The organism is Sphingomonas sp. Sphisp66 (assembly GCF_047324325.1).
Taxonomy (GTDB): domain Bacteria; phylum Pseudomonadota; class Alphaproteobacteria; order Sphingomonadales; family Sphingomonadaceae; genus Sphingomonas.
The window spans coordinates 2,927,395-2,941,487 of record NZ_CP168508.1 but is presented as its reverse complement, the minus strand read 5'-3'; the positions used below and the strand labels follow the sequence as shown (position 1 = coordinate 2,941,487).

Here is a 14,093-nt window from a genome sequence, read left to right as displayed (position 1 = left end):
GGAAGGATTTGCCGGTGCGGTGCGCCCGCACCGGCAAATTGGTTAAGCCGCGGCCGCGGTGCGGTCCTGCCAGTCGATGACGGCCAGGTAGTTGCGCAGCCGGTTGGTCTCGAGCGCGTCGAGCAGCTTGTTGTTGTGCCAGGGCACGATCATCTCGGCGAGCGCCGGCGCCCAGGGCGCCGAGCTGTCGAACAGGACGCCCAGGCCGAACACGGCGGGCACATGCGCCCAGGCGAGCGGACGCTCCTCGGTACGCGCCTCATCGAGGAAGTCCTCGACCGCGGTCAGCACGCCGTTACGGGGGCCGCCTTCGTGCAGTGCCCAGGCGAAGCTGCCGCAGCCGCGGAAGCCGCGATCCTTGTGCAGCTGCGGATCGCCGAGGGTCACGCCCGCTTCGTAGCTATAGGGGTGACGATGCTCGGCCGGAATACGGTCAGGCGCATAATAGCAGTCGCGGCGGGCGCAGGGCCAGGAGACGTCGTGCATGAGCGCGAACAGGTGCTTGCCGTCGCGGAGCGCCAGCCGGTTGGCGATGCGGAGCTCCTCGATCACGGTGTAGTAATTGTGATCGCCGTCGATCACCCAGGCGTCGATGTTCGACAGCTTGGGCATCGCGTCATGGCTGGCTTCCGGCATGTGGCGCACCTCGGGGGTCTGCGCCACCCAGGCGAGGAACTCGTTCTTGGGCGCCGGATCGATGCTGGTCAGGCTGCCGCCGGCCACGCGGGCATAGGCGGCGAGCTGCTGCGAGGTGCCACCGAACTCGGCGCCGACTTCGGCGATGTGGCGGACGCCGGCGATCTGCAGGGCGTGGAGGATGATGTCCGAGAATTCCGACATGGAATGGATCAGAAGGGTCATGCGTGGGCTCCTGCGAAGATGTGGGGGGCAGTCTGGGGCACCGCGGCCTGGCGCGCGGCAATCGGGCGGAACACGAGCGCGAGCATCATCGGCCGGTCCCCCTGCCGCGGCGGCGGCGGGACCATCATGAAGCCGAACTCGTTCTCGCAGCGGAAAAGATGCGGGGCGACCTGCTCCATGCCCTCGAGCGAGGGCAGGGCATCGATCTCCTGGTTGCCATCGGCGTGCTGCTTGTCGCTGAGGAAGCGATCGACCGGCATGAAGCTGGCGCTTTCGACCTGCACATAATCGTAAAGCTGGCCGAACTGGACGCCCACCGAGAAGCGGCTGTCGCCGATCGGGATAGGCGCCAGATAATAGCCGTCATGCGTCGGGGTGGCGGTGACCTTGCCCGTCGAGACCTGGTTGCCGTCGGCGACGATAAGCGGCAGCGCGATCGAATTGTCGACGAAGTCCTGGTATTTGAGCGGCATGGCGAAGCGGCGCTGGGCAAGCAGGCTGAGCTTCACAGCCAGGCCCTCGCCGTGCAACTCGGCCGGCAGGTACATCCGGTCCGCGCCCTTCATGTAGGACAGTCCGCGCTGGCGCAGGCTTTTCTTCGCGACGCTGGCGTCGAACAGCGAGACGGTGTTGTCCACGCCCAGGTTGATGTCGTGCTCGAACTCGCCGAGCACCGCGAGTTCGGCCTCCAGCGGCACGTACATCAGCCGGCCGAGCACCGCGGCGGCACCGCGGCGCCACATCATCGTCTCGTGTGGCGCCCGCGCGGCGCGGATCGTCACGCTGCCTTCGTCGCGCACGAAGCGAAGGCAGCCGGCCTGCACCGCCTCGCGGACCGTGGACTGGCGCGACTTGATCGAGTTGCCGCGGCGGATCGAGGTGCCGTCCTTCTCGTAATCGACGACCGAACCCTGGGCGGCGGTGCAGAGCTGCTCGAGCACCGCGACGTTCGCGCACAGCGATTCGAGCGCGGCGCAGTCATAATCGTCGTGGCCGATGAAGCCCTTCTTGTCCAAGCCGCTGCGCGACTGCTCGCGCAGCACCAGGTAGCGGCCGGCGATCTTCACCTCGAGGGCGCGGGCAAGCACCGCTTCGATGTCGTTCTGGACCGAGCCGTTATAGCCCAGGTCGACCAGCATGAGCGTGTCGCCCCTGGCCGGGTTAACCGCCTTGCGGACATGCGCGACCATGCGCTCCCCAAAGGCACGCGAGGCCGCGGTGATGCGGCGCATGCGCTGGGGATCCTGCACGGCCTTGAGAAAGGCGGGCGGGCGTCCATGATCCTTGACCAGCTTGGCGGCTTCTGCTGCCGGGAACAGCAGCTGTTTCGCGACCACGTTGAGATCGCTCATGATCTCGCGCTGGAGATAGTTCTCGACGGTCTTGGCATCGGTCAGCGAAGAGGCGGTGCCGGTGAAGCGGCTGATCTCCACGGCATGGCCAGTGCCGCCGCGCGCCTCGTGAACGAGCTGGGGCAGATAGCCGTCGCGCATCAGGAACACCGCATGGACCTTGCCGCCATTCTGTGCCTGGAGCGCGGCGGCCTCGTCGGCCAGCCAGCGATCGAAGCCGTGCAGCACCGGGCCGAGCGTGGTGTAGCCGAGCACTTCCGCCGCGTTGTCGAGCTGCGGCTCATGAGCCGCGATTGTCGCGCGGTGTGGCTGATGGGTGAGGGCGGTGCGCTCCTCGGTGGGGTGAAAGATCGCGCTGATCGCGCTTTCCAGGCGGATGCGCTGCTCGCTGCCTTCGGTGAACTGCTTGAGGTGCAGCGTGTTCACGCCGAAAGGGGCGACGCCGTCGACATCGGCCTTCTTGTTGTCGCCGATGTGCAGGATCTTCTCCGGCGCGATCTTGAGCGCCCTGAGCACCGGCTCGTACAGGCCCTCGCTCTTCGCCTTGCCATAGAAGGACGAGCAGAAGATGCGACTGATCAGGCCGGCGACTTCCTCGCCCGCCGCCGCAGCGATCAGGCCGCGCAGCTGCTTCTCGTCGAGATAGGTGTCGGAGACGATGATCGTCTCGATGCCGCGGGCCCTGGCTGCGCGCATCAGCTCGACCGTCGGCTGGAAGGCGAAGCAGTGCCGCGCCTCGGCATCGAGCTCGTCGCGCACCGCGACCGCGCGCTCGGCTGCGCTCGCGTTCGGCAGCAGCTCGGCATAGATTTCGTCGATATGGACTTCGTTGCGGCGGTGGCGGACCGCGGCGGTGCTCCGCGCGGTCTGCTCGGCCCAGCCGCGCTGAAGCAGATTGGCTTCGCCAAGCGCGCCGAACAGGTCGCGCGGGGCGTGCACGTCGCGCCACAGCAGCGTGTCGAAGCAGTCGAGCGAGAGCAAGGTCACGCCCGGATACGCATCGAGCGCGGTCGGTAGCGCGTGCGGAAGGATGGTGTTGGCCAATGATTTTCCCCGGATGCGCGCCCGCATTTCGGAGGGCGCACTAATCTTATAGGATGCGCGCGCCCGGAACGTTCGCAATCGTCCTAGAATGAAGGGTCAAGCAAATGGAGCGAGCATGACCCTTAGTGCCTATCAGGCGGCCCGTGCCCGGGCCGAAACGCCGCGCTCGGCAGAGCTCAGGCTGTTGGGTGAGATCACTGGCGAGATGATGGAAGCGGAAGAGCGGGGCGCGAAGGGCGCGCTGCTGATGCCGTCGCTGCATCGCAACCGTGAGATGTGGAACGCCTTCAGCAACGATTGCAACGATCCCAACAACGGCCTGCCGCGCGATTTGCGCGCGCAGATCGTCTCGCTCGGCCTCTGGGTCGATCGCTTCACCAGCGACGTGATCGCCGGTCGCGAGCGTATCCGCGAGCTGATCGAAGTGAACCGGATGATCATGGAAGGCCTGCGCGTTCCGCAACGCGTCGCCGCCTGATCCCGCGATCCGGCTGAAGAAAAAAGGGCGCCCGGCGAAAGCCGCGGCGCCCTTTTTCGTTGGCCCGGATTCCGGCTAGGCACGGCGGATGCACATCGCCGCCTTCACCTGGTTCCTTCTCGTCAATTTCTGGACGATCCTGCGGTTCTGGCAGGACAAAAGGCGTGCGATCGCCGGCGCGCGGCGCATTCCCGAAGCCGATCTGCTCGGCCTGGCCCTGATCGGCGGCTCGCCGGGCGCGTTCGCGGCGCGGCGGCTGTTCCGCCACAAGACCCGCAAGCAGCCCTTTACGACCCGGCTCTGGCTGATCGCGTTGGCGCAGCTTGGATTTGGAGCAGCTATCCTCGCCTGGGCTTTATCGAAATGATCAGGCGGCCTGGTCGTCGACTATCGCGCGAAGGATCCGGGCCGGGTTCCCCCCCGACCAGCACGTTCGGCGGCACGTCCCGCGTCACCACCGAGCCCGCGGCCACGACCGAATTCTCACCGATCGTCACGCCGCCCAGGATCGTCGCGCCGGTGGCGATCCAGACGTTCGATCCGATTGAAATCGGCTTCCCGATCGTGACCGAACGACGGGTGGCCGGATCGAGCGGATGGCCCGAGGTGATGATGCTCACATTCGGCCCGATCATCACCTTGTCGCCGATATCGATGCCGCCTAGATCGTAGAGCGTGCAGTTCTGATTGATGAAGACATTCCGGCCGATACGGGTCTCGCTGCCGCCCGAGGCGTAGAAGGGCGGGAGTAGCAGGAAGCCGTCGTCCAGCGATTGGCCGATGAGCTCGCCGAACAGCGCCCGCACCTCGGCAGCGTCGTCGAAGGTCAGGCGGTTGATCCGTGCGGCGAGGGCCATCGCCCGCTTGGTTGCCGCCACCATCGCGGCGGATTCGGGCGTCTTCGCAGCAATGACACGCGTGTGTTCCTCCTGCGACACGTGTTACCTCCTTCGATCCTGCGGCGCTGGCCCGGCTGGATAGACGCAGGCAGCGGATCGGCCTAGGCGGCACCCACAGAAAAGGGGCGCCCCGGCCGAAGCCGGGACGCCCCTTTTTCTTGCGTTGGGGGCAGGGCTCAGAAGCTGGCCCAGTCGTCCCCGCCATCCATCGCGGCGGCAGGAAGCGCCTTCACCGGCGAGACATAGCCGGCCTTCTTCGCGGCCGGCTTCGGCGCCCGGGTAGCGGGCGTCGGGGTCGGGCGCATCGCCGGGCGCACCGCAGTGGCGGCGCCGACGGTGAAGCGGCTGGCCTGCTCCGAAAGCGCATTCACTTCCGTGTTCAGGTTGCGCGCGGCGGCCGAGGTCTGCTCGACCATCGCGGCGTTCTGCTGGGTCGACTGATCCATCGTGCCGATCGCGGTGCTGATCTGGGTGATCGCAGCCGACTGGGCCTGGTTGTCCGCGGCCATCTCCGCGAGCAGCGTGTGCACTTCGCCCACGTCGCTCGAGATGTTGGCCAGGGCGCCATCGACCTTCTGCACCGCATCCACGGCCGAGACGATGTCGGTCTGGGTCGCAGTCAGCTGGTCGCGGGCGCGGCCGGCCTCTTCCTCGGCGCGCATCGCCAGGGCCGAGACGAGATCGGCGACCACGGCGAAGCCGCGGCCCGCCTCACCGGCGCGGCCTGCTTCGACGGCGGCGTTCATCGCGAGAACGCGCGTCTGGAAGGCGATCTTGTCGAGACCTTCGATGACGCTGTCGATGCCCTTGGCGCTGTCGCTGACGCGGGTCATCGCCTGCATCGCCTCGTCGGCGATCGCGCGGCCGCCCGAGACGGTGCTGATCGCGCCGTCCGCACGCTCCACGGTGCGGCCGGCCGAGCCCGCCATCACCTTCAGGCGCTGGTCCATCTGGCTGATCGCGGCCGAGGTCTCCTCGAGCGACGCAGCGTTGCTCTCGGTCCGGCGCGCCAGGTCTTCCGAGGCCTGGGCGATCTCGGTCGAGCCGGTGTTGATCGTCGCGGCCGATTCCATCACCGAGCCGATCAGCGTGCGCAGGCTGCTGACCGCTTCGTTGAAGTTGGTCTTGAGCTGGATGTACTCGCCCGGGAACTCGCGGGTGATCGAAGCGGTCAGGTCACCCTTGGCGAGGTCGCCGAGATTGTCACCGAGCGTCTCGACGACCATCTTCTGCTCCGCATCGGCCTTGGCCTTGGCGGCGGCGGCGGCTTCCTGGGCCTGGGCGGCGTCGCGGAAGACGAGGACGGTCTTGGCCATGTCGCCCAGCTCGTCGCCGCGATCGGTGCCCGGCACCTCGACGCGGTTGTTGCCGCCGGCAAGGGAGCGCATGGTGTCCTGCAGGCGTGCGAGCGGCTGGGTGATCCCGGCGCGCGAGACGATGAAGGCCACGCCCAGCGCGAGCAGGGTCGAGATGATGCTGATCGTCAGCATCAGCGTCGAGGTCGCGTCGGCCGAGTCCGAAAGCGTGTCCGATTCCTTCTTGCCGTCGGCGATGATCGCGTCGTTGAACTTGACCATGTCCGCCGCGAGCGCGTTCATCAGCGGGTCCATCTCGGCGAGCGTTGAGCGGGCACTGTCGTTGTCGTTGCGCAGGCCGAACTGGATGGCGCGGGCGGCCAGTTCATGGACCTTGGCCATCCGCGTGCGGAAGTCCTCGATCTGCGGCTTCAGTTCCGGCTGGAGCTGCACCGCGTTGTCGAACAGCTTGTTGGCCGAATCGAAGCTTGCCTGCTCCTTGCCGACCGTCTCGCGCGCTTCCCTGGAGGCGCCGTCATAAGCGAGCGCGCGATAGGCGGCGTAGGCGATGTCGGTGCCGCGGCGATTGGCGCGGGCCATCGCGGTGGAAACGGGCATCTGTTCTTCGACCAGCGTCGAATATTTCGCAGTGATCGAGTCGAGCGAATTGGTGCCGAACAGCGATACGGCGAAACCCACGCCCGCGATCATGATCACGAGCGCGAGGATCTTTGTTGGAATCTTGAACTTCGCGAGAAGGTTCATCTCTTTACTCCTGCGAAGAAGCGAGCCCCCCGGGGCTCGCTTCCTCAGTTTACTTTGAAAAGGATGCTTGCTGTCGTCAGAACGACGTCCAGTCGTCGTCGCCACCACTGGCAACAGCTGTGGTGATGGGCAGCGCCTTCACCGGGGAAACATAGGTCGCGTTCTTCTTGGCGACCGGCTTGGCCGGGCGCGAAGGGGTGGGAGTGGGGGCTGGGCGCATCGCCGGGCGGGCTGCAGTTGCGGCGCCGACGGTGAAGCGGCTGGCCTGCTCGGCGAGCGAGCTGACTTCCGAGCTCAGGTTGCGCGCGGCGGCGGAGGTCTGCTCGACCATCGCGGCATTCTGCTGCGTGCCCTGGTCCATCACGCCGATCGCGGCGCTGATCTGGGTGATCGCGGTCGACTGGGCCTGGTTGTCCGTCGCCATCTCCGCGAGCAGCGAGTGCACCTCGCTCACATCGCCCGAGATGTTGGCGAGCGCGCCATCGACCTTCTCGACCATCTCCACCGCGGCGACGATGTCGGTCTGGGTCGCGGTCAGCTGGTCGCGAGCGCGGCCGGCTTCCTCCTCGGCGCGCATCGCCAGGGCCGAGACGAGATCGGCGACCACGGCGAAGCCGCGGCCCGCCTCACCGGCACGGCCGGCTTCCACGGCCGCGTTCATCGCGAGGACGCGGGTCTGGAAGGCGATCTTGTCGAGACCTTCGATGACGCTGTCGATGCCCTTGGCGCTGTCCGCCACGCGGGTCATCGCCTGCACCGCTTCGTCGGCGATCGCGCGGCCGCCCGAGACGGTGGTGATCGCGCCGTCGGCACGTTCCACGGTGCGGCCGGCCGAGCCCGCCATCGCCTTCAGGCGCTCGTCCATCTGGGCGATCGCGGCCGAAGTCTCTTCGAGGCTCGCGGCATTGGCTTCGGTACGGCGTGCCAGATCTTCCGAGGCCGAGGCGATCTCGCTCGAGCCGGTGTTGATCGCGGCAGTCGATTCCATCACCGATCCGATCAGCGTGCGCAGGCTGGTCACCGCCTCGTTGAAGTTGGTCTTCAGTTCGGCATAGGCGGCCGGATAGGCGGCGGTGATCTCCGCGGTCAGGTCGCCGCGGCTCAGCGCCTGCAGCGTGTCGCGCAGCGTATCCATGACTTCGCGCAGTTCGGCAGCAGAGCGGGCATCGGCCTCGGCGCGGGCCTTGGTACCCAGGCGGAACTGCTCGACGGCATTGGCGATCTGGCCCAGCTCGTCCTTGCGGTCACGGCTCGGCACCTCGGCCTCGCCACCCTGGGCGAGCACGGTGGTCGCCTCGGTCAGCTTGGCCATCGGGTTGGCGACGGTGCGGTTGATCGCGAGCCAGATGCCGCCCAGGCCGGCGAAGGAGACCAGCGAGAGCAGGATCGTCATCACCAGCGCGAAGGTCGTCTGGCCCTCGCCATATTCATTGTCCTTGGCCGAGCGCTCGCGCGTCTTGGTCAGCAGGTTGTCGGCCGCCTCGATCGCGTCGTGCGACTTTTCCTTGCCGACGCCCTTGATCGCCTTGACCGCGCCTTCCAGGTCGTTCGCGGCACGCAGGTCGAAGATGATCTTGTTGGCCTCGATCAGCTCGGTCGCGCGGGCACGCAGCCCATCGACATCCGCGCTGAAGTCGCTGCCCGCGACCTTGCGATAGGCATCGATGTCCGCCAGCAGCTTGGCCTCGCCCTTGGCGCGGCGCTCGACCAGGCTCGCCTCGTCCTTCGGGGTCGCAGCGTTGTAATAGCTGTAGACGATGATGCGGAGCTCGCGGATGTCGGCGAGAACGTCGGTCAGGCCGGAAAGCCCGGTGATGCCATTCTCGACGTGACGGGTGGCGACGCCACTCAGCGTCTTGTTCGACACATAGCCGTTGATACCCAGGCCAAGGACCAGGGTGCCGATAAGGGCAAAGGCCACCAGCATCTTCTTTGCGAGGGGCCAGCTGTTGATTGTGCCGAGCATTCTTAATTCCACTAGCTTCCGGCACCCTTCGTGACGGGCACCGCGATTGACAGGGGAGCCCTGACGGGCGCGAAAATACCCTTCATTATAGGACCAAGTGGCGACCCGTTCCCGGACTGCGTAGTTTCCACAGGGTGGGGTCTGGAGTTTACGGATCATCCTATAATTCGACGGGTAACCATTTCCGGAGTTCCCCGTGTCCCGTTCTGCCCACCTCTCTCTCGCCTGCGCGGCGATCCTGCCTTTCGTTTCCGCTGCGCCGGCGCTTGCGCAGGACAAGGTCAAGCTCAGCGTCACCGGCAGTGTCCGCGTCCGTGCCGAGACGATCGGCGGCCAGTTCCGTCCGAACACGCCGGAGAGCGACAGCTTCCTCTCGTTCCGCACCATGGTGGCGGCGAAGGCGGAGATCGGCGCGTTCACGCTGGTCGGTGAAGTGGTCGATGCGCGCGGCTATGGCGAGAGCGAGCGTAGCTCGGTGCGCACCAGCGAGATCAACGACCTCGAACCGGTCCAGGCCTATCTCGGCTGGCGTCCGGTCAAGGGCGTGCAGGTCACCGGCGGCAAGTTCGCGATGGACATCGGCGCGAGCCGCCTGGTCGGCCGCACCGACTTCCCGAACGGCGTGCCCACCTATCTGGGCGCCAAGATCGAGGCGAAGGACAGGAACAAGAACCAGCTGGTCCTGTTCTGGACGCGCCCCTTCACCGCGCTGCCCGAAACCCCCGCGGATATCTACGACAACAAGGTCCAGCTCGACCGCGCGACGGAAAACATCGAGTTCTTCGGCGGAAATGCAACGCTGGCGAAGCTCTATGGCAACACCTCGCTCGAGACTTATGGCTTCCGCCTGATCGAGCATGACCGCACCACCCATCCGACGCGCAACCGCCGCCTGGTCACCTTCGGTGCGCGCCTGCGCCGGGCGCCGGCCAAGAATGCGCTCGATTATGAGGTGGAGGCGGCGCTGCAGCGCGGCCTCGCCCGCGCCACTGCCGCCGTCACCGATGTGCGCGATCTCAAGGTTCGCGCCGGCTTCGTCCATGCCGAGAGCGGCTGGACTTTCGATGGCAAATGGGCGCCGCGCGTCGCAGCGCTGTTCGACTATGCCAGCGGCGAGACGGCCAATCCGAACACCTTCACGCGCTTCGACACGCTGTACGGCGCGCGCCGTGCCGATTTCGGCCCGCTCTCGCTCTACGGCGCGTTCGGCCGCGCCAATATCGTCTCGCCGGGCGTCCGCTTCGAGGCGCGTCCGTCGAAGCGGCTCGACCTGATGGCGTCGGTGCGTGGCGCATGGCTCGCCTCGGCGGTCGACAGCTTCGCTTCGACTGGCGTGATCGACCGGACCGGCAAGACCGACACCTTCGGCGGCGTCCAGTTCGAGCTGCGCGCGCGCCGTTGGCTGGTTCCGCAGAAGCTGCGCTTCGAGCTCGGATCGGCCTGGCTTGCCAAGGGTGCCTTCCTGCACGACGCGCCCAATGCGCCGCGCACCAGCGACACCAAGTTCGTGCACGCCGATCTAACCCTCAGCTTCTGATTCGCGATTGCGGCGAGACCTTTAGGTAGAAGCCACGGATGGTGGGACCTGCATGATCCCGCATACATCCCGCCATCCGCGGACAGCAAGTCCGGGTCGCAAAATGCAGGAGGGCGAGGTGAGCCCGTCGTTTCCATTGCTGGTGCTGGTTGTGCGTGAGGCGGGGCTCCGCAGCACGCTGATCGCGCGTCTGTCGATGGCGGGCGCGGACCTCGTAACGATCCATGACATCGACGATCCGCGTGTCGAGCGCTGGCTGGCCAAGGGGCCGGTACTGATCATCGACGACCTCGCGCTTGCCGGGCGCGAAGGTGGGGAGGCAGCCCTGCGCGCCGACACGCGCTGGCGGGAAATCGCAGTAATCGGCGGTGTGGCCGCCGACGCGGCGCCGCGGCGGGTTGCCCGCGACGACGCAGCCCTTGCCATCGAGGCGATGCTGCCCGGCTGGGGCTATCCGGAGCGCTGAAGGCCAGGGTCCCTGCGGACCCCGGCTCCCTGTTCAGTTCTTGGGGAACATGCCCGCGGCAAAGGCGATGCGCAGCGCCTCGGAAAGGCTGCGCACTTCCAGCTTCTCCATCAGGTTGGCGCGGTAGATTTCCACCGTGCGCGGGCTGATGTCGAGCTCATAGGCGATGATCTTGTTCGATCGCCCTTCGATCAGGCCCTTCAGCACGTCCCTCTCGCGCGGCGATAGCTTGCCGATCTTCGTCTCGGCGAGGTTGACCCGCGACGCCGCCTCATTGCCTTCCTCGAGCCGCGAGAAGGCGAGGTCGATCGCCGTCATCAGGAACTCGGCTTCATAGGGCTTCTCGATGAAATCGAGCGCGCCCGCCTTCATCGCCTGCACCGCCAGCCCGACATTGCCCTGTCCGGTGAGGATGATCGCCACGAACTTCGGATCGTTGCCCACCGCCTGGAGCACGTCCAGGCCGGTCGATCCCGGCATGTGGAAATCGAGCAGGAGGACGCCCGGATCGAGGTCCGGCAGCGATTCCAGGAATATGTCTCCCGAGCGAAAGGCCCGGATCACCAGATCTGATCGGAGAGAAAGGAGGCTGTGCAGCGAGGCACGGACGGCATCGTCGTCGTCCACGATATAGACCGTTTTTGTCATCTACTCTCCACCCTGTTCCGTGGTCGGTAACGTGAACCGGAAGACCGCGCCACCCTCTGGCCGATTTTCCGCGCTCAGCGTCCCACCATGAGCCTCGATGATACGCTTGCTGATAGAAAGTCCAATACCCATTCCGGCACCCTCTTTCTTCGTCGTCGTGAAACGAGAAAAGAGTTGGTCGAGCATTGGTTCCGGTATGCCCGGGCCGCTATCGGCGATTTCTATTGCAATCATATCTTCGCTGGACTTGCGCGAACTTACCGTGATCCGACGATCGATCGCATCCTGTTTGCGAAGAACATCTATAGAATTGCGCAGAAGATTGACTACAACTTGCTGCACCTGCACACGATCCGCGAAGACGCAGGGTACGTCGGGGTCGAGATCGTAAGTCAGCCTTATATTGAACTGACTGGTTCCTATGAGGACCAGATCGGCCGCATCTCTGATCGTTGGCCCCAGCGGTGTCACCCGCAGATCGACGTCGCCCCGCATCGTGAAGCTGCGCAGTCGCCGGATGATTTCGCCTGCGCGCAACGTTTGCTCGTTGGCCATGCGGAGGAGTTCGCCTACGCGTTCGAAATCCTCTCCCTTGTCGAGCAGCATACGCGCTGCAGCGAGGAAATTGGACGTTGCGGCGAGCGGTTGGTTGAGTTCGTGCGCCATGTCGGCGGCCAGCTCGCTCATCGCCGACTGGCGCCCGACATGGGCCAGCTCCGCGTTCAGCTCGCTCAGCCGCTCCTCGGCCTCGAACTGCTTGGTCAGGTCGCGGGCGAACAGCGTGTAGAGCGAATGCCCGTCGATCTGCGCGACGCTGGCCCGGACCTCCATCGGGAAGCGATCGCCCTCGCGATGGAGGCCGGCGGCGGCGATGGTCTGGCCCGGTTCGAGCGGCTGGCCCCCCTTCAGGAAGGCGCTCAGCCGCGATTCCGCCTCAGCTTCCGCCTCGTCGTCGCGCGGATAGGGAGTGAGCATCGAGAAATTATGGCCGAGCACCTCATGCGCGCGATAGCCCCACAGCTCCTCTGCCGCGGTGCTGAACACCCGGATCGTGCCTTCCTCGTCCACCGCGAGCATCGCCTCGGGCACCGTCTCGATGATCGAGCGGAGCTGCGCCTCGCGGCGGCGCAGCGCGGCCTCGCGTTCCTCCCTCTCGGTGACATCGAGCATCGCGCCGATGGTGCGGGTCAGATTGCCCTCGGTATCGTAGAAGGCGCGCGACGAACCCTCGACGGCGCGGACCGAGCCGTTGCGCTCCTTGAACCGGTAGCGGAAGCTGAAGCGCGGGGCGCGATCGGCGACGGCCAGCTCGATCGTCTCGATCACCGCCTCCGCGTCCTCGGGCTCGATCTGGTCGCGCCAGCTGTCGAAGCTGGTAACCGAGCCGGGCACGAGCCCCAGCCGCTCCTCGGCACCAGGCGCCCAGCTCATGCGGCCTGTGGCAACGTCCCATTCGAACACGCCGACCTCGTGCGTGGCGGTGGCGATGGCCAGCCGCTCCTCGCTCTCGCGAAGCGCCGCCACGGTCTGGGCGCGGTCGGAGATGTCGGTCATCTTGTGGATGATCACCGGCTCGCGGCCCGCGATCTCCACCCGGTGGATGCGCTCGTGGATGGCGATCTCGCGGCCGTCGCGGGTGATCTCCACCAGTTCGAGCGCCTCGCCCTGGGGGCGACGGGGGAGGCTGGTCTCGGGGCTTTCGCAGCGCGAGCGGAGCAGCAGATATTTGTTCTGCCCGCATGCCTCCTCGGCGGTCCAGCCGAACAGCTCCGCCGCGCCTTCCGACCAGTGGACGATCCGTCCATCCGGCGCAGTGAGCGCCATGGTGGTGACGTCGATCGCCTCGCTGAGCTCGACCTGGGCGGATTGCTCGCGCGCGACGCGGGTGACGGCCCAATAGGCGATCGTGCCGACGATCAGCACATTGCCGAGCATCGCCAGCAGCTGTCCGGGCGCCGCCGCGAACACCATCCGCCGGGCCAGCACCAGCTCCAGCACCGCGGGCAGCACCGGCAGGATCAGCGCGGCGGGCAGCAGGATCCGCAGCACGCGCCGGTTGCTGGGGTCGCGCGCCAATGCGCGCATCCAGGTGAAGCCGCTGTTCCAGGCGATCGCCGCCAGCGCCAGCGAGATCGAGATGATCGCCGCGGGCAGCGAGGTGGTCAGCAGCGGCACGCTGGGGCTGGTGCCGGGATGCGAGAACAGGATGATGATCGCCGCCGCCGCGGCCAGGCCCAGTGCGATCATCGCCACCAGGCTGCGCATCTCCTTGGCCACCAGGTCGCGCACGCATTGCCCCAGCCCGGCCAGGCCGAGCACGAGGAACACCGCCGCCGGGTTGATCCCGACGCGGCCCGGAGACGGGAAGGCGAAATCGACGATCTGGTCGGGGAAGAGCAGCCGGTCGACCCCCAGGTCGATATCCGTCCAGCGCTCGAACAGCGAGACGAAGGCGATCACCAGCGGGATGGCGAGCAGGTTCATCGCCACGCGCCGGCGGTCGACGAAGGAAGCGAGGAAGCCCAGCGACAGGGCGGCATAGCCGATCGCGGTCCAGGGCCAGATCGGGAAGTCGTTGAAGCCGAAGCCGCGCAGATCGGGGGCGTCGAACACCCATCCCGCGAATGCGGTCAGGCTGCATGCCAGCCCGAAAGCGGCGAGCCCGATGGCGACCCGCCGGTTCACGGGGGCCGTCACGCGAGACGGCTCGGCAGGGTCAATTGCGACGCGCAACGATGCACCTTCCCCTTCCGGGAACTGTCAATAACACCAATCAAGCACA

Annotated in this window: 11 protein-coding genes; 4 read left to right on the top strand and 7 right to left on the bottom strand. The window is 66.6% G+C overall.

All coding sequences use genetic code 11. The annotated features are described in order from the left end of the window. Positions 1-42: 42 nt before the first annotated feature. Entirely contained in the window at positions 43-861 is an 819-nt protein-coding gene (locus ACEN8G_RS13590) for a class I SAM-dependent methyltransferase (RefSeq protein WP_413415089.1), read from the bottom strand. Beyond that, positions 858-3,257, bottom strand: a complete 2,400-nt coding sequence (locus ACEN8G_RS13585) for an HAD family hydrolase (RefSeq protein WP_413415088.1) — start codon at positions 3,255-3,257, stop codon at positions 858-860. The genes ACEN8G_RS13590 and ACEN8G_RS13585 overlap by 4 nt, the downstream gene beginning before the upstream one ends. Before the next feature lie 115 nt (positions 3,258-3,372). Between ACEN8G_RS13585 and flaF the strand changes: the two genes are divergently transcribed. Beyond that, on the top strand, positions 3,373-3,735 hold the full coding sequence (gene flaF, locus ACEN8G_RS13580) for a flagellar biosynthesis regulator FlaF (protein ID WP_307120231.1): 363 nt from the start codon (positions 3,373-3,375) through the stop codon (positions 3,733-3,735). Between the two features lie 88 nt (positions 3,736-3,823). Further along, positions 3,824-4,102, top strand: coding sequence for a DUF1294 domain-containing protein (locus ACEN8G_RS13575; protein ID WP_413415087.1), 279 nt, complete (start codon positions 3,824-3,826; stop codon positions 4,100-4,102). Here ACEN8G_RS13575 and ACEN8G_RS13570 read toward each other — a convergent pair. The 3 genes from ACEN8G_RS13570 to ACEN8G_RS13560 form a co-directional block, all read right to left on the bottom strand. Then, positions 4,074-4,673 carry a sugar O-acetyltransferase gene (locus ACEN8G_RS13570; protein ID WP_413415086.1) on the bottom strand — a complete coding sequence of 200 codons (600 nt, stop codon included), beginning with the start codon at positions 4,671-4,673 and terminating at the stop codon, positions 4,074-4,076. The two genes, ACEN8G_RS13575 and ACEN8G_RS13570, sit on opposite strands and share 29 nt — an antisense overlap. 137 nt (positions 4,674-4,810) lie before the next feature. Then, entirely contained in the window at positions 4,811-6,694 is a 1,884-nt protein-coding gene (locus ACEN8G_RS13565; RefSeq protein WP_413415085.1) for a methyl-accepting chemotaxis protein, read from the bottom strand. A 76-nt stretch (positions 6,695-6,770) separates the two neighbouring features. Continuing rightward, positions 6,771-8,660: a methyl-accepting chemotaxis protein gene (locus tag ACEN8G_RS13560; protein WP_413415083.1), complete on the bottom strand. Its 1,890-nt coding sequence runs from the start codon at positions 8,658-8,660 to the stop codon at positions 6,771-6,773. A gap of 196 nt (positions 8,661-8,856) precedes the next feature. Here ACEN8G_RS13560 and ACEN8G_RS13555 point away from each other — a divergent pair, with 196 nt between their 5' ends. Together ACEN8G_RS13555 and ACEN8G_RS13550 are read left to right on the top strand one after the other, a co-directional pair. Beyond that, positions 8,857-10,197 (top strand): alginate export family protein, encoded by a 1,341-nt coding sequence (locus tag ACEN8G_RS13555; RefSeq protein ID WP_413415082.1) that lies wholly within the window; start codon positions 8,857-8,859, stop codon positions 10,195-10,197. Between the two features lie 103 nt (positions 10,198-10,300). Continuing rightward, positions 10,301-10,663, top strand: coding sequence for a hypothetical protein (locus ACEN8G_RS13550; protein ID WP_413415080.1), 363 nt, complete (start codon positions 10,301-10,303; stop codon positions 10,661-10,663). 33 nt (positions 10,664-10,696) lie between these two features. Here ACEN8G_RS13550 and ACEN8G_RS13545 read toward each other — a convergent pair whose 3' ends face one another. After that, the gene (locus ACEN8G_RS13545) at positions 10,697-11,311 is read right to left on the bottom strand and encodes a response regulator transcription factor (RefSeq protein WP_413415078.1); all 615 of its coding nucleotides are present in this window, start codon (positions 11,309-11,311) and stop codon (positions 10,697-10,699) included. Continuing rightward, positions 11,312-13,996: a PAS domain S-box protein gene (locus tag ACEN8G_RS13540; RefSeq protein ID WP_413415076.1), complete on the bottom strand. Its 2,685-nt coding sequence runs from the start codon at positions 13,994-13,996 to the stop codon at positions 11,312-11,314. Positions 13,997-14,093: the final 97 nt, after the last annotated feature.